Below are 24,238 nucleotides of genomic sequence, written 5' to 3'. Positions count from 1 at the left end.
ATCGCAGGCAAGCCAGCTCCCACAGTTGAAATGCAATCCCCTGTGGGAGCTGGCTTGCCTGCGATAGCGATTTCACATTCAACACCTATTCTTCAGGGCACACACATGAAAATCACCCGCCAAGCCTACGCCGACATGTACGGCCCCACCGTCGGTGACAAGGTCCGCCTGGCCGACACCGAGCTGTTTGTCGAAGTCGAACAGGACTTCACCGTCTACGGCGAAGAGGTCAAATTCGGCGGCGGCAAGGTAATCCGTGACGGCCAGGGCCAGAGCCAATTGCTCGCCCATGAAGTAGTCGACACGCTGATCACCAACGCATTGATCATCGACCACTGGGGCATCGTCAAGGCCGACGTCGGCTTGAAGAATGGCCGCATCCACGCGATTGGCAAAGCCGGCAACCCGGATATCCAGCCGGGGGTGACCATGGCCATCGGCGCCAGCACAGAAGTGATTGCCGGTGAAGGCATGATCCTCACCGCCGGCGGCATCGACTCCCACGTGCATTTCATTTGCCCACAGCAGATCGAAGAGGCCCTGACCAGCGGCGTCACCACCATGATCGGCGGCGGTACCGGCCCTGCCACCGGCACCAACGCCACCACGTGCACATCCGGCCCCTGGCACTTGGCGCGTATGCTACAGGCCAGTGATTCGTTCCCGATGAATATCGGTTTCACCGGCAAGGGCAACGCCAGTTTGCCCGAGCCGCTGATCGAGCAGGTCAAGGCCGGAGCCATCGGTTTGAAGCTGCACGAAGACTGGGGCACAACGCCCGCGAGCATCGACAACTGCCTGAGCGTCGCCGATGCCTACGACGTGCAGGTGGCGATCCACAGCGACACCCTCAATGAGTCGGGCTTTGTGGAAACCACCCTCGCCGCGCTCAAGGGCCGCACCATTCACACCTACCACACCGAAGGTGCCGGTGGCGGCCATGCACCGGACATCATCAAAGCCTGCGGTTTCCCCAATGTGCTGCCCAGCTCCACCAACCCCACGCGCCCGTTCACACGCAACACCATCGACGAACACCTGGACATGTTGATGGTGTGTCACCACCTGGACCCGAGCATTGCCGAAGACGTGGCCTTCGCCGAAAGCCGCATCCGCCGCGAAACCATCGCCGCCGAAGACATCCTGCACGACCTCGGCGCGTTCTCGATGATCAGCTCCGACAGCCAGGCCATGGGCCGTGTCGGCGAAGTGATCACGCGCACCTGGCAGACCGCCGACAAGATGAAAAAACAGCGTGGCCCCCTGCCGGGCGACGGCGTGGGCAACGATAACTTCCGCGCCAAACGCTACATCGCCAAGTACACCATCAACCCGGCGATCACCCACGGTATCAGCCATATCGTCGGTTCCATCGAAGTCGGCAAATGGGCCGACCTGGTGCTGTGGCGCCCGGCGTTTTTCGGCATCAAGCCCACGCTGATCCTCAAGGGCGGCGCCATTGCTTCGAGCCTGATGGGCGACGCCAACGCCTCGATCCCGACGCCGCAGCCGGTGCATTACCGCCCCATGTTCGCCAGCTTCGGCAGCTCCCTGCACGCCACCAGCCTGACGTTTATCAGCCAGGCCGCGCAGGCGGCCGGACTGCCCGAGGCCCTGGGCCTGAAGAAGCAGATCGCGGTGGTCAAGGGTTGCCGCGACGTGCAGAAAACCGACCTGATCCACAACGATTACCTGCCGGATATCGAGGTGGACCCACAGACTTACCAGGTCAAGGCCGACGGTCAATTGCTGTGGTGCGAACCGGCCGAGGTGTTGCCGATGGCCCAGCGGTACTTTCTGTTCTAGAGGATGGCGCGGATCGCTTGATCGGTCAGTGTCTGGTTCAAGGTGATCAGTTCGCCATTGATGCGGCCAAAGGTGTCGTCGTAGTCTTGCTGGGACATCAGTTGCCCCGGTTCACTTTCCGAAGCCGGTCGGCCCAGGCGCTGGGCCGACCGGCTGATGGTTTGGCGCAGGGCCTGCCTCGCGCTCTCAGGGAGGTTGGCTGCGGCGGCCCATTGTTCCTGCGCGGCCTGATAGTCAATCAGTGCATCAAACTTTGCGGCAATCGACGCGTAGTCAGCTGAATGAGCCCGCTGCAGAAAGTCGGTCCACATCGGTTGCTCCAGCAGGTTGCCACGCAGCAGCTCGCCTTGGTCCAGTAGCTTTACGCGATTGAATGCCGCCTCGACCATGGGCGCCGTCACATAATCCTCGCGGAACATCATGCTCCGCGATTGCCAGGGCAGGTCCAGGCGGGTTGCCAGTGGCGTTGTGTACGCCAGGTAGATCTCGACTTCGTCGATATCGGCGATCAAATTGCCGCGGGCATCGTAATGATCGACGCGTGCGCCTTTCGCGTCGTACTCCGGAAACTTGACGCCGTCGGCCTGCAGTTGGGACACGCGCTCATGGGCGATACGGCCCAACTCATCGAGCCGCCACTTGCCCCTGGCCAGGTTGAAGACAGTTTTGCGCACGGAGGCCACGTCCTCGCTGAAGTACGCCGACCAATGCAGCACCGCAACGCCCATCGAATTGAACAACTGCGCCCCGGCGTCCACGCAGGCCGCAGGGTCCCGGGCCATCAGGAACAACTGCTCGCGCAATTCGGCGTCTTCGCCCATCGCCTCAAGTATGCGCCAGACCTTGGCGGTCAGTTCCGGCAACCATACGCCGCCCCTGAGTGTCGAGTCCCCGGAGTTTCTGACGGCACGAAGAACATTGAAAAAGCCCTCAGAGCCAAACGAACCTTCAAGCATGTCCCATAACACTTGCCTGGAGGGCCATTCCTGCGCCGAATAACCGGTTTTCCACTGCTCGCTGTCACGCGCGCCCCTTTTCGGTAACTGGCGATCCGGATCGCGGCCGGCGGCCTCGATGTACCGCTTGAATTGAGCAAGCAGCTCAGGCGTCAGCTCTTCACGGGTGAGGAACGTTTTCGCCACAATCAGTGCCTTATCCGAGCCCGGCGCGAACTCGGGAATCCGCGCTATCGGGTTCTCCCGCATATCCAGAATGAAATTCTCCGGCCTGGGCACACGGAATACACTGGCAGGCCACTCCTCCAGGCTTGTGTGATTGAGCAGCAAGGTCTGTAAGCGCGTCATGCGCCCAACATCGGGTGGCAAGCCGAGTGGGTTCATGTCCAAAAATAACTCTTTGAGATGCACCCGATCTTTCAAACGCAGGACGTCTTCAGGCGCAAGGACAATACCGTTACCGCCCAAATGCAACCGCTGCAAATGCGGCATCTGTTCGATGGCTGACGGCAGGCGTGTCAGTTGAGCGGCCTCGATCCCTAATCGACGCAAACCGCGAAAGTTGGCGAGCAGTGGCTGCACATCCGCATCCGTCAGCTGCGAGCCTTCGGTTCCCACAATGCCCAAGTAGCTGACATGGTCGAAGTTTGCAGTCAGTGCGGGCAAGGTTCGGAGCTGCTGCGCCAGGTCCTCTTCCAACCATTCGATTTTCTGCCCCAAGAGGCGCCCATTTCGATCGTAGTGCCGTGGGCCAACCTTTCTCCAGGCGTCATCCAGCGCCGTATAAATCTTGCGCCTGGCCCTCAGCACCTGGCGTTGCTGGTCGCCGAACGCCTCCATGCCCTGGGGCGGTGTGCTCAACCATTTGTGCAAGGTGGCCTGCAGGGTTTTGTACTCTTGCTCCAACGCACGCAGCCAGCTCAGGTCCAGCGCGCCGCGCTCGTTGATCAGGGCGAGCATTTCGTCCAGGGTGATTTCCGGGTACAGGCTGCGGACCCGCTCGCGCGTGATTTTTTCCCACTCAGTACCACCCCGTCCGCTCAATGGATAGCCGCGACGCTCACCCGGCAACACGCTCGGCGGTCGAAAAAACGGCAGCTTTTCCGGCGACATGTCCAAGGCTTTGCGCAACGGTGCTCGGCCTAATGCATGTTGCTGGATCAACCCCTTCAATTGCTCACCCTGGCCGACATGGGGCAGGCCGATCGCGTTGCGATGGGCGTCGGTCAACGCGTGCTGCAAGGCGCCGTAGAAACCATCGAGGCCATGCAGATCCTGACCGCGCTCATCAAAGGCTTGATAACGCCCATCCTCCATGCGTGCCAGGACCTTGCGGTTGCTCGCCTCCTGAGGGCCAAAACTGGCACGCAATGGGCCTTCAAACCGGCCCTCGCGCACGTCCAGGCGCAGATTGTCCGACCAGCCGGGAAGCGTCGGCAGGGTGTTGAGGGCCAGGGTTTCGGTGTCCGGCCCGGCCAACGCGTCGAGGTACAAGCCTTCATACGCGAGGGTCAGGCGCATTTGTTGCTGCGCCCGGCGCGCCTTTTCAGCGAGGCGCAGGGGAATGCGCTTGGCGCGGTTCATCGTGTCGCGCTCGGTCGGCGTCGCGTCCGCCAGCACTTCGCGCGCTAGAATCGTCGGCACGCTGCTGAAGTCGCGCTGGATCAGCATAATCGCGGAGTCGGAGGGTGGCTGCTGCTCAAGGTAAATACTCTTCATCAACCGCTCGCGTACCTCGATGGCCCTTTGTTCGAGTTTCAATTGCAGGGCCTCGGTTCGCGCCTCGGGTGTGCGGGCGGTGTAACTGCCCACCAGAGCATCGCGCTGAGGTTCGCTGAACGCTTCGATAATGCGTATGGGCAACTGGCCGCTCATCAAATCGGCGCGGTGGACCTGCACGGTGTCCGCCGCCGCGGCCTGCTGATTACCGTATTTGATCGACGGCCCGCTCAACTCGGTGCCGGAAAATGCCTCGATCGCCTTGCTCGCTGGCCATCCCGGCAACTCCACCGCCAGGGATGCGGCATAGCTGCACAGTGCGCTGCTGAGCGAGCCCTGGCGAATGCCCTCGGCGACGCTCACCGCATCGCGATACGCCCTGAACTGGCGCAGGGTGTCGAGCAGGATCGCCGGTACCGGCTCGCCTTCCACATGCACGCGGCGCAGCACGTCCTGACTCACAGCCGCCACGCTGCGCACCTGCTCCAACTCGGCATCACTGAAGCCCTCCGTCACCGGGCCCAATCGCCGCATCAACGTGGCGCCTTCCCAGGTGTGCGGGCGTTCCACTTCATGGTTCCACAGACCAGCGCCGTTGCTCTTCAATATCGGTTGATAGGCCTCGGCGCGTGTGGGATGGAGGATGCGGTATTGCTCGGTCAGCGGGTCTTGTTGCACAGCATAGCGTTTACCCTCCAATGGCAGCACGGTTTGGCCGTTATGCCGGTGCAGGCCTTGCTCATCCGCCGCCACCGCTGGTAAAGAAGAGGAGTGCTCGTAGACCGACAGGTCGGGATTCCACAGCCGGGTCTTGCCACTGGGCAAGGTGACAGCCTTGAGCTGCTCGATAAACGGCGAGACGGTGAAATGAACCACCGCCGCCTGTGCGGCCAGCGTCGCCAGGTTTTCCACCACATCGGTAATGTGCGCCCAGCCCGCTTTACGGTCGCCTTCGCTCAGCTCGATGACACCTTCAATGACTTCGTAGAGCATTTGCCCGGCCATCGTCACGGCCATCACCACACCCAGCGGCGGCACCGCCATGGCCACCAGGTTGAGACCGAACAGGCCAATGCTCATGTAATGCGCGGCGCGCAGTGAACGCGAGGCCTCATCGACATCGGCGGTGCTCACCGCACGATGCCGGGCGTTCTCGAACAGCCGAGTACGCAGGCTGCCCAGGCGATAGGTCCACAGGTCTGCAACTTGCCATAGGTCCGTCAGGGTGTGGGCGCGAATGTTGAATTCAGGGGCAGTGGCGTGCACGCGCACGTAGGGATGTGGTTCGCCCAGTGTCGAAGGCGTGGCAAAGGACGGAGAAGTGAGCAAGCGCCCCCATTCCGATCGCAAGGCCTGTGCGCCAAACCGCTGGGGAGGTGCGTCCAGCACCAGTTCGGTCAGCCGTTTGTAGTAGTAGGCGCGGTCTTTGTCGGCAACGAACCGGGCAAAAAAATGCTGGTTCGGCGTAGCCTTCCAGCCTTGGGAGCGGTCAGCTTCCTGGGTGGTTTTCGCGCTCAGGCGCTCGTTCAACGCCGTGCTGAAGTCACTGAAGGTTTCATAGCGCTTGATGGGATGGTCGGGATCGTCGGGTATATAAACGATGACCCAGCAGGTGTAGCCAGGCTTGGCGCAAGCGTCGATGACCAGGCAATCATGCAGGTGCAGGTTCATCAGGCTCAGGCTGCGATACCCGATGGGCTTGCCGTCGCTGAGAATGTGTTTTTCCCCGGCCGCCACCCGCATCAGCAGCGCGTGGTCGCTGTCGCCAATATCGCCCTTGAGCAACGCCAGATACGCCGCCGCCTTGAAGGCGGCTTTCTGGTGCCGGACATAACGTTCGCGCAGTTCGGCCTGGGATTTGGCGTCGTCAGGTTTCAACTGTGCCTTGAGGTGAGCCTGGTACTGCTTGCCCAGGTCCAGGTCTCGGCACAGCTGGGTGAACGCATGAATCTTCAGGGTGGTGGTGTGGCGCTCGAAATGATCGCGCACGTCCGGTTGGGTGATGAAACCTGAGGCACTGTCGAAATAGCCCTCTCGAGTCTCCCGTTGCTCAAAGTTGCCAAGGGCAGCGTGCAGCAGGGAGAACGTTTTGACCCTGAAGCCACCGGTCTTTACGCCAAAGGCATCTTCGGCCGGTACATACAGGCGCAACCAGGTTTGATTGACGTCCAGCTCATGGCCGATAGCCTTTAGCTTGGCTTCCAGCACGGGTTGGGCAAACGCTTGCTCCGAGCTTATGTGACTGAAGGTTTTCTCCAGTTCGTTAAGCGAATCGCAACGGGCGTCCAGCAGTACCTTGAGCTGATCTTTGTGGGTTTGGGAAGCGGCGTCATACCAGAGGGGAATGGCCGGCGGTGTGTCTTTGAGGGCCTTGCGGCGGGAGGGCGAACTGTTGACCAGGCAAGTGGGGATCGCCTGTTTGATCAGTTCGTAATGCTGGCCCTGCTCACCAGGAAGCGGGGTGACGGGGTCGGTAACCTGAAAGTCCGGCATGGGATGACAACCTTTTCTTGGAAGAGGTTGTCATCCTAGGCACGCCGTTTTTGCGGCTGGCGCTAACTAAATCAATGACCCGTTCAGAACTGCTCGCGCGGATTGAACGCAGCCTTTTGCGCCAGGGCCTCCCACAATGCCTTGACCTCATCATCCGCCGTCTTGGGCATGACGGCCTTGAGCTGGATGAACAGGTAGCCACGTTGCCCGGCCTTGTTCAGCAAGCCATGACCCTTGGCGCGCATACGTTGGCCGTTCTGGCTGCCGGCGGGCACCTTGAGGTTGATTTTGCCGGTGAGGGTCGGCACGGCCACTTCCGTGCCCAGCGCCAACTCCCAGGGCGCCAGCGGCAGGTTGATGATCAGGTTTTCGCCGTCCACCTCGAACCTGGGGTGGGGCGCAAACTTGATGATCAGGTACAAATCACCATTGGCCCCGCCGCCAATGCCCGGCGCGCCCTGGGCCTTGAGGCGAATGCGCTCGCCATCGGCCACACCGGCCGGGATCTTCACATTCAGGCTCTTGACGCTATTGCTGACGTGTCGGCCGGAGGCGTCGTATTGCGGCACCTGGAAGCTGATCTGCTTGGACTCGGTCGACAGGGTCTCTTCAAGGGAGACCGACAGCTGCATCTCCACATCCTGGCCCTTGCGCCCGGCAGGACGACGCTGACCGCCACCGAAGGCATCGCCACGCGAGCCGAAGATCGAGCTGAAAAAGTCCGAGAAATCGCCCGCGTCCTGGCCACCGCCAAAACCACCACGGCTCTGCCAGCCCGGCGGCCCCTGGAATGGCTGGCCGTGCTGGCCGTACTTGCGCAGTTCGTCGTATTCGGCGCGCTTGTCGGCGCTTTTCAGCGCTTCATAGGCTTCGGACGCGTCCTTGAACTTGGCTTCGGCGTCCTTTTCCTTGCTGACGTCCGGGTGATATTTGCGCGCCAGCTTGCGATAAGCCGACTTGATCTCTTTGTCGTCAGCCGTGGGCTCGACACCGAGAATCTTGTAATAATCTTTGAAATCCATGGGGGCATCACCATCCGTTATCGATATCGCGCAGCCCGCCACACGGCACGCCATGGCTGGCAGCCTGGGAATTGATGTCAGGGCGCGTCATAAGTTAATCGGCGGCACACAGGGTCAGTGCAATCACTGTGTACCGCCTGGATATGCCAACAAGATTGGGGCAAAACCCGCCCTTTCAAGATGGGATATGGCTATTTACGACGACAGACCCCTTACTTACTTGAGTAGGATCAAGCGAACAGGTTTTTTATTGCCCCCTCAGTGTACTGATAATCCATGCGCAACTCGGTGCCCGCGGCAATGTCTTCAGTGGCAAATACCGCTGTCAGTATCAAATCTTCGCGTTTGGTTCGCGCATCGGGCCCAACCCCCATCCACATGTCTGCTTCGACATTGAAGCCCACCGCTTCAACGTTGTAGCCACTCGGGGCCTGGCGCAACGGTTTGCCCTGTGCGTCATACTCAAAGAGGGTATTGATTCTGGAAATAATATTATCCCCCGACAGGTGGACCGGCTCTTCCACCAGGGTATTGCCTCGCGCGACCATCTTGCGCCCTACCCTCATCGTGTACGTCTGCCCGCTGGGTCCGAAGATCCCCCTGGGCAATACCGTTCCGCCGTACACGCCGACGATCTCGCCCTTGGCGATACGCCGGTTGGCAACCACCATGGCCTGGCCTATCAACGCGCGTTCACCGGGTGTCTTCATGTCCTGGGCCGTAAACGAACGTAGCTGGAGTTTCTCTTCATAGCGTGCGCCCACCTGCTCATAGCCCTGAAATTGAATGTAGGGCTTGATCTGCTCCGAGGTGTAGCGCACACCGGGATCTATCGTGACCGCTTGCTCCAATTCTTGAATGCGGATCGCCCGGCCTTGATAGTCTCTGAGCGGGTATTTGCCGTTATTGGCACGGTTATAACTGCCGATGCGATTGGGGCTGGCCGTAAAGTGGATCTCGCGACGCATATGGCGCAGTTCCTCCGCCGTGTAGGGCGTTACCGGCATGGACTCCGACGCGTCGAAAAACTCATCGTCGGAGCCCTGCGGCTTCATCCCACCCGCCAAGCCCCTGCGCTTCCAGACCCCATGGATATCGGGCTTGGCTACCACCCCGCTGCTGACCAGCGCCAACGGGTTCTGCGGTGCCTGCACCCGCAAGATGTAATGCTCGCCATCGCCCGCATCCGGCATGCTCGCGACAAAATACTGTTTGCCGTTGAAATCGATGACTTTAGCCTCAGACAGTTGCAGCGCCTGACCCACAGGCTCCACCAACACTTCAAGGCTCGCAGTTGGCATCAACGCCTGCGCCACTTCATCGCGGGACAGGGTTTGAATCAGCTGTGCTTCTTCGATTGCAAACTGCCCCTGCAATGCTTCGGCCTCACGGTCGAACACCGCTTTGGAGATTGCACCGGACTCGAAATCGCGCAACAACGCATTCATTTGTTCGTGATGGGGTTGGTTCTGCGCCTCGAACCGCGAGCGGTATTTGTTCGCGATGTAGTCTTGCCAGAATTCTCTGGCAAGCATGGCTTGAAACTCATGCACCGAATTATCCAGGCCGATCACCTTATCGTACGCAGCATCCAGCATCGCCTGGCTGACGTTGCCGAAATGGATGAACCTGGCCTGCTGCGCCTGGCCCGGCAAATCAAGCCGCTCTTTAAGGCCGTAACGATAGGCCAGCCTGATTTCCACTTCTTCCAGAGCCCTTAGAGCGTCGGCTTTCTGCGTCGCCGTCAGATCTTCGCGGCTATTGATCGCAGTCCGGCGCTGGTCGATATCCGTAAGGGCGATCTTTTCCACTTCCTCCAGGCGGAACAAGCCCCTGGACAGCTTCACCAGCGCGGCGCCCTGAGTCGAATCCAACGCCTGGGCCTTGGCATTGCTGGTCATCAGCAGGATTTCCAGATTACCGAAGGTCAGGGCGGCACGGTCGCAACACGTCGCCTGGCCCGCCCATTCGAACATCTCCTTGCGCAGCTGCTCCGACTCGGCGCTGTGGTTGGCAATCGCATCGATCACCTCCCACACCCGCTGCTGCACATCCTCATATTCAGCGGGCGCCACGTTCAGGTCTCTGAGCATGTCGAAAAAACCGTCCGAGCCTGGCAGTGCACGCAGGGTAGACCATTGGCTTCGGCGCTGGGCAAGCTGCTGCGTTGACAACCCTCTGGCCCAGCGCTGAAACGGCGCAGAGTCGCCAGTAACGGCCTGCGGCACAGCCACCTCCAAAGTGCTGCGCACCAACCTGTTGGCCGCTCGCTCCGGGTCGGTAAGCCGACGGTTGTAATCGGCGATTCGCGCCTGAGTTTCGGCGGACAAGGGGTTCAGGCCCAGATCAGTGACGCTGGTTACCCGCAGGGATTGCGCCAACGCCTCGTCCGAGGGGGCAATCAGCGCATCGGGCAGCGTTGAAATCCGACTGCCCCTCAGGTACACCGCATCCAGGCTGGGTTGCGCCCCCAGCCCGGTGGGAAAGGTTTCAATATGGGTGTTGCCCATCCCCAGCGAACGCAAATCCGTCATCTGGCTGAAATCCGGCGCGATATCAAGGGGGTTTGAATTGAGGATCAAGGCTCTGAGGGTGCTGCGTGACGCCAGCATCGCAGCCGACTCCGGGTTCAGGCGTATCTGGTTATTTTGCAACGACAGCCGGGTCAGGCCATGCATCTGCCCCAGCGCCGGCGGCAACTCGCGCAATTGGTTGCGCGACATGTCCAGCCAGCGTACGCCTTGATGGCGAGCGAGGAACCCCTCAGGCGAAATACTGAGGTTCATGTCGCTCAGCTTGAGTGAGCCTACGTGGCTGAAGTCCGCATCCAGGTCGGGCAGGCTTGGCAGCGTCAGGCCGCTGAGGTCCAGCTCCAGGCCGAAGGGCTCGCCGTCGCTGGTGAGCTGTTGCGCGGTTTCACGGCGCCAGCAGCGCATGATGCGGTTATGCGCCAGGTTGCGATCGCGCAGTGACGCGGCATCGGTGGCGCGCTCCCCCACGCGCACATAGCGCTGGCGCTCGCCGCCGCCTGAAAATGCCCACGCGTTCAACTGCCTGAGCAGCACAGAAAACTCCTGCCAGCGCCGGTCCAGCTCGGTATCGACGCCTTCGCCCCAGCTCCAGACAAGCTCCCGGGCCTTTTGCAGGGAATACTCGGGGTACATGTGCTGCACCATTTCCAGGCGTGGGTTTCTGCTGTCAAAGGCTCCATCGAGAGCGCCTGACACAAGGTCGGGGCGTGACTGGTTCACGTCCTGCCAATACTTATCGAATGTTTTCCAGTAATCGTGTGGGAAGCGATTGCCTTTAAGCAAGGTGACGTTATTGATCCGCACGATCGTTTCCAGTTGATCTGCCGGCGGAGCAAGATTGTCCTGCGGTACCTGCAGCAGTCGATTGTGACGTAAGTCAACGCGCTCCAGCCCAGTCTGCGTCCTCAACCCCGAAGGCCAACGCTCGATTCGGGTGAAAGATAGATTCAGCGCTCTTAAATGCGGCATACCGCCGAAATCAGGCAATGTACCCAGCGGATTTTCTGAAAGATCCAGCACTTGCAAGGCATCCAGAGCGCTCAAGCTTGCCGCGCTACGCTCGCTCAGTTTCAGTTCATTGGAGGGCAGTTTCAACGACGTGAGCTGCTTCATATCGCCGATCACCGCCGGCAACTCGACCAACTCGGCGCCAGTCATGCTCAGGCTCTTGATATGCGTGAAATTTTCGAGGAACAACGAGCTGGAGTGCCCCTTCCACGTGAGCCCCGATAACGCCACTTCCTGAACATGACTGAAGTCGGCCTTCAGCGGCGGCAAATCCACCCAGCGAATCTCGTCTTTTGAAAGGCGGATATTCAACTGGCTTGCGGTCTCGCGACGCCAGCAGCGTTTGATTGCATCACTCACACGCCATTCGGCGCTGTAGTACGCCAGGGCATGTGGCCCTCTGGAGCGAGCCCACGCTTTCAAGGATTTTTTCAGGTGGTGGTATTCCAGCTCACGACTGGCCAACCCGCCTGGGACATCTTCGCCCAGCGACTGAATAAACGCTGTGACTTGCTCCTCATTGAATGATGGATACAACCGGCGTACCCGCTCTGCCGGAGAGCGAAGCACATTAGCCGCCACCCTTGCCATATGCCGAAAGCCCGGAGCGCCGCCCATCAAGCGGACCATCGGATCGTACTCGGGCTTGCGCAGCGGGTAGTCCTCCAGCACCGTGCGCAACGCCTGGCGCGAAAGAGGGTTGCGTTGAATCGCCTGCTTCAATTCGACCGCGCTGGCCAACCCGAGACGCTGACGCTCATCGGGCGCGAGTTGCTCCCAGATGGCGCTGTAGAAATCGCCGGGCATGGTTGCCTGGAACTCACCGCTGTCCAGCAGTATCAGGCTGCGCTTGTGCGGGAAGTCGGGGGAGCCGATGGCATCCATCAGCGTGCCCTGCGCCGAATACTGACGCAACTCCACCCGCGAGCCACGGTGCCAGCCCGGCAGGGTTTCCAGGGTACGCAAGGCCAGGCGCTGACTGTCGAGGTGGGTCTGAGTGTCCAGGTGCAGCCCTTCGTAGGCGCGCGCCACGCGGGTTTCCTGCGCGCACCATTGAGCCTGCGTGGCCAACCGGTCAGGCAGGCTGCCGCTGCTGCGAAAAGCGGTCAGCTCATCCACAGCAGCGCCTTGCAGCAAGCGTTCGGCGGCCAGCGTCGGCAAGGCCGGGTAGGCATCCAGCACGCGCTGCACATCGGCGTCAGGCGTTGGGTTCAACGCACGGTAACGTTCCTCCAGCAGCGGTCCCTTGAGGCTATCAACGGCATCGCCAAGGTACTGGCGCAGCTTGGCGGCGCGAACGTCCAGTGACTCTTCGGGGCTGCCGGGGAATTCCTTGAGCTGCGGGTCGACGCCTTGCAAGGTGTACAGCAACTCCCTGAGTAAACGGCCCTGGGCCATGGCGGTCTCGGTCAACACCATCACGCGCTTGGGCAATAAGGGCGACGCATCGGCGCTTTCCCACACGACCTCGCCCGTTGGGCCGATGACTTTCAGCGCTACGCCATCAGGCAGCAGGCCGCGGCGTTGAAGCAGGTCAAACTGCAGTGCCGGTTCGGCCTTCTGGTAGACCAGCGGGTCGCTGCTTTTGATTTGCTCGACAAAGGTGGTCAGTTGCTGATGCAGCTCGAAGCGCTTGATGGTGTCGTCAAGCAACAGCGGCAAGGGTTCATGATCGACCGCAACCTGGCGCAGAGCGTCAGGTTCGACGCCGCTGATACGCAACGGATCCGTCTGCTCGACCAACCCCAGGCGCTTGATCAAGGTGGGTTCGTCCCAGGTCAGCGGTTCTTCCAGCTCATGGGTCCACACCCCGTTATGGTTGTGTTCCAATTCCGGCGCGTAGGCGTCGGGACGAGTCGGGTGCTGGATACGGTACTGGCCGCTCGGGTCTTGCTTGACCTGGTAATGCGTATCCTCGAACGACACCCATTGCTGACCGGCATGATCGTACAGGCCCAACGCATTGGGCTTGACCTCTGGTGCTGGCTTGACGGCAGATGCATAGGGCCTGAGGTCGGGGTTCCACAGTACCTGCTTGCCCGTGGGCAGCGTCACCGGTTTGAGGTGATCCACTGCGCTTTGCCATTTGACGGCGGGCACCACCTTGGACCCCGTGGCAATGAACGCTACGTTCAGGGCTACCGATGAAAAATGCGCCCACATCTGCCGGGGCTCGCCTTGATCGTAGGCCTCGATGCCTTCAAACACTTCGTAGCACATCTGCGATGCGCCCACGGCCAACATGATCGGGCCAAGCCCCGGCACCACGAACGCGGCCAGGTTGAATACGCTGACGGCCGCCTCGAAAAAGCCTTCCAGGCGTTCGAGCCGGGCCTTGCGGTCCTCATCCTCGGTGGGCACGGCCACTGCGCGTGCATCGCTCAAGATCTTGCTGATATGCGCCTGGCGACTGCGCTGCCACAGCTCACCGGCAAGGGCGAACTCTTGCATAGGCAAGCGCGCCAACGGCGTGCGCAACGGGTAGTCCGCACCGCCATTGCCGTTACTGGCAGGCTGGTACAGACGGTTGAAACGGGTGAAGAACCCGCCTTGTTCGCGCACCGGCACAAAGCGGCTGAAGAAGCGCCGGTACGATGCGCTGTGCAGACGGGTACGCAAGTCGGCCATGAATTCGCCACTGGACGCATACTCCTTGAGGGGCTGTTGCGGGTCACCGGGGATGTACACCACCAAAGGCTCGGGGCGGTTGGTGTTTTGCCGATCAGGCCCGATCAGCAGCGGCCCCACCAATACGCTGTCGAACACGTTGAGCGCGGTGTATGTCACAGGCTTCCCGGCCAATTTCGGCGTGGCGGAGCCCGTGACCACATTTTGGAGCATCTGGCAGGCGTCGGCACTGAGCGGTCCGGTGCTTTGCAACCGGGCAATTTCGATGCACAGTGCCAACTGCTCGCGTTGATGCTCTTCCAACAGCTGTTCAAGCGCCTGGCGTTCATCCGCGTCCTGGGGTTCTACAATGGCCTTGATATGCGCCTGATAAAGCGCGCCAAGGTCCAATGTGCGGCAAAGCCTGGCGAAAGCATGGGGCGTGATCGCCACGGCCTGTGCCTGGACGGCCGCGAAGGTCGCAATGATGTGGGGGTTTTCTAGGTTGAAGGTGGTGATCAGTTGGCAATCGGTGCACGACGACGGCTGCTCTTCATCGGCCTCGAAATTGGCCAGGGCCGCTTCCAACAGGGAAATGCCGCGATACCTGTAGCTCAGTGACGGGTCGTTTTGCTGCTCGAAAACAAAGGCGCCGTAGAAGTCATCGCGAGCACCTTTTGAGCCGTATTTGCGCACGAAAAACACATTGCGCACATCCAGTTCCAGGTTGAATTCTTTCTTGATCGCCTCTTTGAGCGGCTGTTCGGCGAAGGTCAGGACGTCTTCAATCTGGCCCAGGTGCTCTTCAATCGCATTGAGCGTTTCGCGAAAGCGCGTGTGCCGGGCAGCCAGAGTGGTTTTGTCTTGGTGAGTGGCGGCCAGGTACCAGGCAGGAATATCCATCTCGTGCGTGCCTAGCTCTTGCTGGCGTTGCGGCGAGCCTTCCATGAACCAGTTCGGCACGCGTTGTTTGAGAAAGTCGTAATGCACGCCGCGCAGGTCGGCGTTGAAGGTTGCATCAGGCATAGCGATTCGTCCGTGAGGGCAGTAAAACCCGAGCCTAACCAAGCCCCTGCCGGTTCAAGACGTAGCTATATAGCGCGATTACGCGCCAATTTACGGATCACCGGTCTACGCATCCGCTCGCGAGTGACATACACTGCGCGGCCGTTTTTTGACCGGAACCTGTAAGACATGAAAAACGAATCTCCAGCCCGTGCCTGCGGCATTGACTTCGGCACGTCCAACTCCACCGTCGGCTGGATCCGCCCCGGCATGGAAACGCTGATCGCGCTGGAGGACGACAAGATCACCCTGCCGTCGGTGGTCTTCTTCAACTTCGAGGAGCGTCGCCCGGTGTACGGTCGCCTGGCGCTGCACGAATACCTGGAGAACTACGAAGGCCGCTTGATGCGCTCGCTCAAGAGCCTGCTGGGTTCCAAGCTGATCAAGCACGACACCAGCGTGCTTGGCACTGCGATGCCATTTACCGACCTGCTGGCACTGTTTATCGGCCAACTCAAGAGCCGTGCCGAGGCCAATGCCGGTCGTGAGTTCGAAGAAGTGGTGCTGGGCCGCCCGGTGTTCTTTGTCGATGACGACCCCATGGCCGACCAGGAGGCGGAAAACACCCTGGTGGATGTAGCGCGCAAGATCGGCTTCAAGGACATCTCGTTCCAGTACGAACCGATTGCGGCGGCGTTCGACTATGAGTCGACCATCGAGAAAGAAGAGCTGGTGCTGATCGTCGATATCGGCGGGGGTACCTCCGACTTTTCCCTGGTGCGCCTGTCGCCGGATCGCCGCCACAACGACAACCGCCAGAGCGACATCCTCGCCACCGGCGGCGTGCACATCGGCGGTACCGACTTTGACAAACAGCTTTCGCTGGCCGGCATGATGCCGCTGTTCGGCTACGGCAGCCGCATGAAAAGCGGCGCCTACATGCCTACCAGCCATCACATGAACCTGGCCACCTGGCACACCATCAACTCGGTGTACTCACAAAAATCCCAGCTGGCCCTGGGCAGTATGCGCTACGACATCGAAGACACCGGCGGCATCGACCGCCTGTTCAAGCTGATCGAACAGCGCGCCGGGCACTGGCTGGCCATGGAGGTGGAAGAAACCAAGATCCAGCTGACCCAGGCAGACAGCCGCCATGTGCCACTGGACCGGATCGAAGCGGGCCTGAGCGTGGACCTGAGTCGGGCGCTGTTCGAGTCATCCATCGACAACCTGCTCGAACGCGTGCGCGGCAGTGTCACGCAGTTGCTCAATGACGCCTCGGTAAGCGTGGCCCAGGTGGACACGGTGTTCTTCACCGGCGGCTCCAGCGGCATCCCGGCACTGCGCCACAGCATCTCGGCGATGCTGCCGAATGCGCGGCATGTGGAAGGCAATATCTTTGGCAGTATTGGCAGTGGTTTGGCGATTGAGGCGAGCAAGCGCTACGGCAGCTGAATTTCAGCTGAAACCGTGGCGCGCCCACTTGACGGTAACCACGATGCGAAGCGAGCCGCTTTTGATCTTGATCTGCTTTTGATCTTAGGCGCCCCGTTAAACCACGCTGGCCGGAATTCGACAGGGATTTGGGGGGTAAACCGGCAGGGATGCCGGTTTAGCCGCCCCGCGCCATGGATGGCGCGTGGCGGCGGCCCCCCAAATCACTGGCGGATTACGGGCACACCGAGCGCAAGCGAGGTGCCGAGTGGTGGGGCAAGAGCGTTTTGCTTACTTTTGCGCTTCTCAAAAGTGAGACGCCGTCAGGGCGTAACCCTAAGCGGCCGTTACCTAAATAACGGATATGTACGCGGTCAAATCCAACATCCCGGTCGGCTGTCAGGCCGCCTTCGCGAGCAAGCCCGCTCCCACAGTTTGATCGCGGGGCGTCAGATAGATAGGGGCCGGCTGTGAGGCCGTCATCGCAGGCAAGCCAGCTCCCACAATTTGATCGGGTTGTTTCAGGTAGATAGGCTTCGGCTGGCAGGCCGTCATCGCAGGCAAGCCAGCTCCCACAGGTGATCGCATTTCAATGTGGGCTTGCCCGCGATGGCGTCAGCCCAGGCGACACAAGGCTTAAACCATCCCACCCAACTTCAGCTCACTCTTCAGATACGCATAGTAAATCGGCCCCGCCACCACCCCCGGTAACCCGAACGCGGCTTCAAACACCAGCATCGCCAAGAGCAGCTCCCACGACTTGGCACTGATCTGCCCGCCGACAATGCGCGCGTTGAGGAAGTACTCGACCTTGTGGATCACAATCAGATACCCCAGCGCCGCCACCGCCACCCAGATCGACAGCGACAGCGCGACGATGGTGATCAGGGTGTTGGACATCAGGTTACCAATCACCGGCAGCAGGCCGAGCAGGAAGGTCAGCACAATCAGGGTTTTGGTCAGCGGCAGGTGGATGCCGCACAGCGGCAGCACCACGGCGAGGAACACGGCGGTGAAAGCCGTGTTGAGCGCGGCGATTTTGATTTGGGCGAAAACGATGTTGCGAAACGCCTGGACCAGCAGGTGCAAACGGTCGAACAGCGCGGCGGCCAGGGGTTTGCGTTTGGTCAGGTCGGGCACCCGTTGCAGGGCAATGATAGCGCCGAGCACCATGCCGATCAGCAAGGTGACGAACATATGGGCGGCGTCTTTGCCGACCAATTGCAGTTCGCTCAGGTGTTTGCTCATCCAGTCGCCGATGGCCACGCGAAATTCGGCGGCGCTGGCGGGCAGGTAGGCGTCGATGAATGGCGGTAACTGGCCGCGTGCGCGGTCGACCACCCCCATGAATTTATCCAGGGAAGCTCCGGGGTTTTCCGCTTCGTGGAGCAGGAAACTGATGGCACCGGCAAAGATCAGGGTGAGCACGCTGACGATCAGGGTGCCGAGCAAGGCCACCGCCAACCAGCGCGCACGCCGGCCTTCGATCAGCCGTTGCAGCTGGGGAGTGAGCATGTTGACCAGTTCATAGACCAACAGGCCGGCCAGCAGGCTGGGCAGCAACTTCAGCGGCAACACCAGCAGCAACCCGCCGAAAATGATGATGTAGCTGGCCAGCAACAACATATGACGCTGAGAAAACGTTGGCATACAGCCTCAAAACGAACGGCATTGAAGGATGGGCAGTCTGCCAGCCTTGGAAGAATCAAGCGAGAGCGGGTGTTGTGAATACGATCAAGTGTGGGAGCTGGCTTGCCTGCGATGCGGGCACCTCGGTGTATCCGTCATACCGAGGCGACGCAATCGCAGGCAAGCCAGCTCCCACAGGGGTTCTGCAGCATTCGTGAACTCGCGATCAGCCCTTGAGGCAGGTGCTCATGAATGTCTTACGCGCATCACCGGTCAACGCCTTGGTTTTCGCCGACGCATTGCAGTCCTTCATCTTCTGCTGCTGCGGCGTCAGGGTCTTGGCGTCGTTGGCGGCAGGTGCCGACAGGCAGGTCTTCATGAAGGCCTTACGGTCATCGCCCTTGAGGGTCTTGGTGGTGGCCTCGGCATTGCAGGTGGTCATTTTGTTCTGCTGGGCAGTGGCGGCAAAACCCTGAGAACACATCAGCAGGCCCATCATCAACAACGGAATACGCAACATCTTCATGGAGTTTTCTCCCTGTTACCGTGCCGACGGGCACGGCCTACAGCGCAGTGTAGTCAAAAGCTGTTACAACTTCACCGGCCACGAATATTCGTCCGTCGGTAGTGCTCCGGGGTACAGCCGGCATGGCGTTGGAACATGGCGATAAATGCCGAGGCGGTGCTGTAGCCCAAATCAAACGCCACATGCTGCACGCTACGGTCGCTGTCCAGGGCTTCGATGGCCGCCAGGTAGCGCAGGCGCTGGCGCCATTCGCCAAAGCTCATGCCCAGCTCGCGCACAAACTGGCGCGCCAGGGTACGCTCGCTCACATGCACCTGCTCGGCCCATTGCCCCAGCGGGCGATTGTCGGCGGGTTGCGCCTGCATACCTTCCAAGACCCCCAGCAAGCCGGGGTGGCGGGCGTAGGGCAGGAAGCCGTCGTGGATCGGCGCCTGCTTGAGTTGGTCCACCAGCACCTGGGCCAGGCGGATATCGGCGGCCGATTGCGGGATATTCACGTCGCGCTGGGCAAAATCGCTGAGGATGGCCTTGAGAATGTCGCTGATCGCCAACGTGCACGGCGCTTGCGGCAACTGCTCGCAGAGCGTCGGCGCCAAGCCTACCGAGCGATAGACAATCGCCTGGGCGTTGTAGGAGCTGTGTTCGGTATTGGGCGGGATCCATACCGCGTACTGCGGCGGCGACATAAAACGGCTGCCGGCCACCTCCATGCGCATTACGCCGTTGGCCGAATAGTCCAGCGAGCCCCAGCCATGCCGGTGCGGGGTGCATTCGGTATCGGGGGCAAAATCGGAGTAGCGAAAGTACACAGGGCTCGGCAGGCTGGGGAAATCCGCAAGGCGTACGGTATGTCGGGGCATATTGTCTGGATTCAGAGGTCGGTTGTCTGGATTGCAGTATAGGCTTCGATCCAGACAGAGGATAATCGCGCCTCGTCAACACACTGGGTTTCTTTCCATGCAATACGCGTATCCGCTGCTGGCCATCTTTATCTGGGCCGGCAACACCGTGGTCAACAAATTGGCCGTGGGCTCGATCTTCCCGGCTGAAATCGGCTTCTATCGCTGGTTGTTCGCAGCCCTGCTGTTCACCCCGTTCATGCTCAAACCGGTCGTAGCCAACTGGCCGCTTATCCGCCCGAACCTGGGCAAGATCTTCATCCTCGGCGTGCTGGGCATGGCGGTGTATCAAAGCCTGGCCTATTACGCCGCCACGCTGACCAGCGCCACCAACATGGGCATCATCCTTTCGCTGATGCCGCTGATGGCGTTGACCGCCGCGATTATCAGCCTGGGCCAACGCCTGACCTTCGGCGCGCTGACCGGCGCAGTGCTGTCGTTCGCCGGTGTGGTGGTGGTGGTGTCGTCCGGCAGCCTGGGTGCGCTGTTGCAACACGGGGTCAACCTGGGCGACGGCATGATGCTGGTGGCGACCCTGGCTTATGCGGTCTACAGCACCCTGTTGAAAAAATGGCAACTGCGCCTGCCGCCGTTGGTGCTGCTGTATTTGCAAGTGCTGGTGGCAGTAGTGGTGCTGTTGCCGCTGTACCTGTTCTCGGCCAAGGCCGGTTTGGGCTGGGCAAATATTCCGCTGGTGCTGTACGCCTGCCTGCTGGCGTCGATGCTGGCACCGCTGGCGTGGATGCACTCGGTCAAGACCCTGGGGCCCAGCCGTACCACGCTGTTTTTCAACCTGTTGCCGCTGATTACCGCGCTGATTGCAGCAGTGGTGTTGAAGGAAGAGTTGGCCCTGTATCACCTGGTAGGCGGCTTGCTGACCCTGGGCGGGGTGATCCTGTCGGAGCGCTGGACCACACCGGTCCGCCGCCCTCAAGACACATCCTGTTAAATCCGATAAAACTTTTCGCCCCTTGCGCGACTCACAACCTGGAGCGATCACGCCGGCAGAGCGTGGCGTAAAACCGGATTAGCCCCAGGAGATTGAAATGACTGAAGCACATTTGACTGACGTTGCAACCCTGCGCAGCCGCGCCCGCCAGAACGTCGAAAACGGTGCCGTGACCGAAGGCTACGATGCCGACCGTCAAGAAATCATCCGCCTGCTCAACGAGTCGCTGGCCACTGAGCTGGTTTGCGTATTGCGCTACAAGCGTCACTACTTTATGGCCAACGGCCTGAAAGCCAGCGTAGCGGCCGATGAGTTTCTCGAACACGCCACCCAGGAAGCCGAGCACGCCGACAAACTGGCCGAGCGCATCGTGCAACTGGGCGGCGAGCCGGAGTTCAACCCCGACCTGCTGTCGAAGAACTCCCACGCTCAATATGTGGCAGGCAACTCGCTCAAGGAGATGGTCTACGAAGATCTGGTAGCCGAGCGCATCGCGGTGGACAGCTACCGTGAAATCATCCAGTACATCGGCGACAAAGACCCGACTACCCGTCGCATCTTCGAAGACATCCTGGCCCAGGAAGAAGAACACGCCGATGATATGGCGGATATTCTGCAAGACCTCTGACAGGTCGCCGTTCAAACCCCAGGTGCAAGCCGAGCGCTTCCACCTGGGGTTTTATTCTGTCTATATGCCCACCACCGACCTGTCAGGTTTGACAGTAGATTTTCCAGGGCACCAGCGCTAATTAATACTTCCAACGTTCGCTGACAACACTGTCAGCCGAATGAAAAGGGAGTAACCGCCCATGAAAAACACTTACCTCTTTGCAACGGCGATGGCCACGCTGCTGATCAGTCATGGCGCCTTGGGCCTGGATGCGAATGAGGAGATAACCCCCAGCAGCGAGGGCTACCAATACTTGGTCTACGCGGTAACCTGGCAACCAAGTTTCTGCAAGCTCAAACCGCTGACACCGGGCTGCGATAAACCACCGCAAAAGTTTTTGACTCACGGCATCTGGCCCTATAACAACAGCCTCGGGCAAAAAACCAATCGTCATCCGGCCAATTGCAATACCGCGCCCAGCTGTAAATCATCCACAGAGTGCGATATCAGCGAGGACAAACTCAACCAAATTTCCGGCACCCGCGCAATTGCCGGGCTAGTAACCGCCTCCCCGCAAGGAATGTTCAGATACGAGTGGAAGAAACACGGGACCTGCTCCAATCAAACTGAGACGGACTATTTCAATGACATTGTCAGACTGCGAAAAGCAGTGATGTACCTCGAACCAATGTTTAATACCTGGATAGGTCGTAGCGTGAAGTTCGATCAGCTCAAAAATGCATTCCCGACCCATGCATCTTTCCGCTGTTTTACCCTGGACGGTAAGCAGTACTTGCATGAAGTGTTCTACTCGATCTATCCGGACGGCACCCCCTATAAAGGCGATCCGTCCCTCCAGATCGGTATTCCCTGTGCGCCCCGGGAAACGCTTATCCCCAGTGGCAGTTAACCTTTCACCGTCTTGGGTGCCTTGCCTTCCTTCATCTGCTGCAGCAACGGGGCGCACTCATTGGGCTCTCCGCCGCTCGGAGCGACCAGGGCGAGCAAGCCGGCGGCCGGTCCGGCGATCACACCCAGGGCGACCATGCCTGCTCCACGTAGCGCCAGCGGAATGGCTTTCACGCCAGCATTGGGCTTGATAAACGGCCCGTTGACGTACAGCGGCGAACGCAGCGAGAACAGGCGAAAGCCCTTGGATTCCGGCGTGATGGTCAGGTCCAACTGCTCGGTGGCCATATTCGCGGTGCCGTCGATGTAGATGATGGCGTTCTCGGTATCGAACACAAACAGCCGTGTGGTCGCCAGGCCCGTCTTGATGCCGAAGTCCGCCGCTGCGCAGTTGATCTTCACTTCCTCGTCGCCGAACAGGCGCCCCACCACGTAGTTGCCCACGTTGAGCCCGGCGATTTCCATCAGGCTGCGGCTGATGGCGCCATCGTTGATCAGCATCTTCAGGTCACCGTTGGACGTGCCTAACAGTGCCGCCACCGAGTTGCCGCGCCCGGAAATATCCGCATCGCCGTTGAGTTCACCGAAGCTGGTTTTCATCGGTTCAAACGTCGGGAACAGCTGCTTGAGCTTGAAGTTGCGCGCCGTCAGCTTGGCGCGGCCTTCCATCGGCGTAGTGCGGCCATTCAAGCGAATCTGCGCATCGAGCTTGCCGCCGGCCACACCGAAACGCAGAGGTTCGAGGCTCAGCTGACCGTCGTTGAGCACCAGGTGCGTGTAAAGATCGGTGAAGGGCAAGTCGGCACTGTGCACGATACGCTTGCCGGTGAATTCCACGTCGGCATCCATCTCGCGCCAGCGTTCAGTGCGGAACTCTTCAACCGGCAGCACTTTGGTCGCCGGTTGTGTGCTTTCACCGCCACGGGCTTTTTGCTCGGCATTGGAATCTGCGCCAATCAGCGGCGCCAGGTCATCCATCAGCAGTTGGTTGGATACCAACGCGCCGCTGAGCTTGGGCCGTGGCTGGCTGGCCACATAGGCCAGGTCGCCATGGATGTCGCTGTTGCCGATCTTGCCGTTGAAGTTCTCGTAACGGAAGGAGGCGCCGCTGGCTTCATGCAGCTTGGCGATCAAATGGCCGTCGGTTGAGTAGGCCGGCGAATCAGGCAACGTCACACCGGTCAACGGGTAGAGGTTGCCCAGGCTGCTGCCCGAGAGCTTGAGGCGCAGATCAAGGGCACCGAGGTTAAGCGGGTCGGTCAAGGTGCCAGCCAGGGCGATGCTGGTGTCGGCGACTTTCACCTGGGCTTGCAGCGGGAACGGCTTGGCCGCGTCCTGCAAGGCCAACAGGCCGCCGATCTTGCCGGTGCCGGCGAGTTTCTGGCCGTGATATTGGCCTTTGACCTTGAGGCCGAACGCATAGTCCTGAGGCGCCGAGCCCTTTTCAAGGGCCTTCTTGGCATCGGCGTCACCGACGATTTCGCCGAATGGAATCGGTTTGCCCAGGGGGTCGATGATCACATCCAGCTGAGTCTTGAGGGTTTGATCATCGAGGGTCACATGGCCCTTGTCGAAGCCAATAGCACCGATGTCCACCACCCAGTTGGAGGGTTCGGCGTCGGGGTCCTTGGGATCGAACTTGAACGTCCAGTTGGCACGGCCGTCGGCCAGGCGCTGCAACTGGGCACTGGGTTCGGTGAGGTCAATGCGCGGGATCACTACACGCTGCACCAGCAAAGCCAGGGGTGAAATGCGCAGCTCGACCTTTTTGAGCGTGACCATTTGCGGTTGCTTGGACCAGTCCGGGTTGCCCAGGGTCAGGTCTTCGGCAATCACATGGGGCCACGGCACCCAGGCACGCCAGCCGCCCTCATCGGGTTCGCGCTGCCACACCACCGCGAGGTTGCCGTTGATGGCGAACGGGCGGTGCAGTTCTTCGGAGACCTTGGCATTGAGCGGCGGTTTGATGCGGTTCCAGTCGAAGAACATCAGGAACAGTACCGCGATGGCCATTAACAGAACGAAGCTGGCGCAGCTCCAAGCGACGATTTTACGAGTGCGCGTCATTGCACAGGGCTCCTGAATACGACTGGCTGGGCAACAGCCTTTGACACAGCTTATAGGACTACGAC

The 24,238-nt window shown here is 60.3% G+C and carries 12 protein-coding genes; 5 read left to right on the top strand and 7 right to left on the bottom strand.

Annotated features, from left to right (window positions below):
* Positions 1 to 105 precede the first annotated feature (105 nt).
* A complete protein-coding gene (gene ureC / locus TX23_RS13890) occupies positions 106 to 1,806 on the top strand; it encodes an urease subunit alpha (RefSeq protein WP_057702629.1) in 1,701 nt (566 codons plus the stop codon).
* Here ureC and TX23_RS13885 read toward each other — a convergent pair.
* From TX23_RS13885 to TX23_RS13875, 3 genes are all read right to left on the bottom strand, one after another.
* On the bottom strand, positions 1,803 to 6,974 hold the full coding sequence (locus TX23_RS13885) for a dermonecrotic toxin domain-containing protein (protein WP_057702628.1): 5,172 nt from the start codon (positions 6,972 to 6,974) through the stop codon (positions 1,803 to 1,805). The genes ureC and TX23_RS13885 overlap by 4 nt on opposite strands.
* Before the next feature lie 83 nt (positions 6,975 to 7,057).
* On the bottom strand, positions 7,058 to 7,996 hold the full coding sequence (locus TX23_RS13880) for a DnaJ C-terminal domain-containing protein (protein ID WP_057702627.1): 939 nt from the start codon (positions 7,994 to 7,996) through the stop codon (positions 7,058 to 7,060).
* Positions 7,997 to 8,226: 230 nt separating this feature from the next.
* On the bottom strand, positions 8,227 to 15,168 hold the full coding sequence (locus tag TX23_RS13875; RefSeq protein ID WP_057702626.1) for a dermonecrotic toxin domain-containing protein: 6,942 nt from the start codon (positions 15,166 to 15,168) through the stop codon (positions 8,227 to 8,229).
* Between the two features lie 168 nt (positions 15,169 to 15,336).
* Here TX23_RS13875 and TX23_RS13870 point away from each other — a divergent pair, with 168 nt between their 5' ends.
* Complete coding sequence (locus TX23_RS13870) at positions 15,337 to 16,605, top strand: Hsp70 family protein (protein WP_057702625.1); 1,269 nt, start codon at positions 15,337 to 15,339, stop codon at positions 16,603 to 16,605.
* Between the two features lie 615 nt (positions 16,606 to 17,220).
* Here the strand turns inward: TX23_RS13870 and TX23_RS13860 are convergent.
* The 3 genes from TX23_RS13860 to TX23_RS13850 all read right to left on the bottom strand — a co-directional run bounded on the left by TX23_RS13860 (position 17,221) and on the right by TX23_RS13850 (position 19,599).
* Positions 17,221 to 18,234 (bottom strand): AI-2E family transporter, encoded by a 1,014-nt coding sequence (locus TX23_RS13860; protein WP_057702623.1) that lies wholly within the window; start codon positions 18,232 to 18,234, stop codon positions 17,221 to 17,223.
* Positions 18,235 to 18,439: 205 nt separating this feature from the next.
* Entirely contained in the window at positions 18,440 to 18,739 is a 300-nt protein-coding gene (locus TX23_RS13855; protein WP_057702622.1) for a PsiF family protein, read from the bottom strand.
* Positions 18,740 to 18,810: 71 nt separating this feature from the next.
* Positions 18,811 to 19,599: an AraC family transcriptional regulator gene (locus tag TX23_RS13850; RefSeq protein WP_057702621.1), complete on the bottom strand. Its 789-nt coding sequence runs from the start codon at positions 19,597 to 19,599 to the stop codon at positions 18,811 to 18,813.
* 97 nt (positions 19,600 to 19,696) lie between these two features.
* Here TX23_RS13850 and TX23_RS13845 point away from each other — a divergent pair, with 97 nt between their 5' ends.
* From TX23_RS13845 to TX23_RS13835, 3 genes are all read left to right on the top strand, one after another.
* On the top strand, positions 19,697 to 20,587 hold the full coding sequence (locus TX23_RS13845) for a DMT family transporter (protein WP_057702620.1): 891 nt from the start codon (positions 19,697 to 19,699) through the stop codon (positions 20,585 to 20,587).
* 97 nt (positions 20,588 to 20,684) lie between these two features.
* Positions 20,685 to 21,215, top strand: a complete 531-nt coding sequence (locus TX23_RS13840; RefSeq protein ID WP_057702619.1) for a ferritin-like domain-containing protein — start codon at positions 20,685 to 20,687, stop codon at positions 21,213 to 21,215.
* 181 nt (positions 21,216 to 21,396) lie between these two features.
* The gene (locus TX23_RS13835; protein WP_057702618.1) at positions 21,397 to 22,107 is read left to right on the top strand and encodes a ribonuclease T2 family protein; all 711 of its coding nucleotides are present in this window, start codon (positions 21,397 to 21,399) and stop codon (positions 22,105 to 22,107) included.
* Here the strand turns inward: TX23_RS13835 and TX23_RS13830 are convergent.
* Positions 22,104 to 24,173, bottom strand: a complete 2,070-nt coding sequence (locus TX23_RS13830; RefSeq protein WP_057702617.1) for an AsmA family protein — start codon at positions 24,171 to 24,173, stop codon at positions 22,104 to 22,106. The genes TX23_RS13835 and TX23_RS13830 overlap by 4 nt on opposite strands.
* Positions 24,174 to 24,238: the final 65 nt, after the last annotated feature.

The organism is Pseudomonas paralactis (assembly GCF_001439735.1).
GTDB classification, from domain to species: domain Bacteria; phylum Pseudomonadota; class Gammaproteobacteria; order Pseudomonadales; family Pseudomonadaceae; genus Aquipseudomonas; species Aquipseudomonas paralactis.
The sequence above is the reverse complement of the archived record's forward strand: the minus strand, read 5'-3'. Positions and strand labels throughout refer to the sequence as shown.

Bases quoted from the DNA above. Each gene is read 5' to 3' on its own strand.
- TX23_RS13845 (WP_057702620.1), top strand. From the start codon at position 19,697: ATGCAATACGCGTATCCGCTGCTGGCCATCTTTATCTGGGCCGGCAAC.
- ureC (WP_057702629.1), top strand. From the start codon at position 106: ATGAAAATCACCCGCCAAGCCTACGCCGACATGTACGGCCCCACCGTC.
- TX23_RS13850 (WP_057702621.1), bottom strand. From the start codon at position 19,599: ATGCCCCGACATACCGTACGCCTTGCGGATTTCCCCAGCCTGCCGAGC.
- TX23_RS13880 (WP_057702627.1), bottom strand. From the start codon at position 7,996: ATGGATTTCAAAGATTATTACAAGATTCTCGGTGTCGAGCCCACGGCT.
- TX23_RS13855 (WP_057702622.1), bottom strand. From the start codon at position 18,739: ATGAAGATGTTGCGTATTCCGTTGTTGATGATGGGCCTGCTGATGTGT.
- TX23_RS13875 (WP_057702626.1), bottom strand. From the start codon at position 15,168: ATGCCTGATGCAACCTTCAACGCCGACCTGCGCGGCGTGCATTACGAC.
- TX23_RS13870 (WP_057702625.1), top strand. From the start codon at position 15,337: ATGAAAAACGAATCTCCAGCCCGTGCCTGCGGCATTGACTTCGGCACG.
- TX23_RS13840 (WP_057702619.1), top strand. From the start codon at position 20,685: ATGACTGAAGCACATTTGACTGACGTTGCAACCCTGCGCAGCCGCGCC.
- TX23_RS13860 (WP_057702623.1), bottom strand. From the start codon at position 18,234: ATGCCAACGTTTTCTCAGCGTCATATGTTGTTGCTGGCCAGCTACATC.
- TX23_RS13885 (WP_057702628.1), bottom strand. From the start codon at position 6,974: ATGCCGGACTTTCAGGTTACCGACCCCGTCACCCCGCTTCCTGGTGAG.
- TX23_RS13835 (WP_057702618.1), top strand. From the start codon at position 21,397: ATGAAAAACACTTACCTCTTTGCAACGGCGATGGCCACGCTGCTGATC.
- TX23_RS13830 (WP_057702617.1), bottom strand. From the start codon at position 24,173: ATGACGCGCACTCGTAAAATCGTCGCTTGGAGCTGCGCCAGCTTCGTT.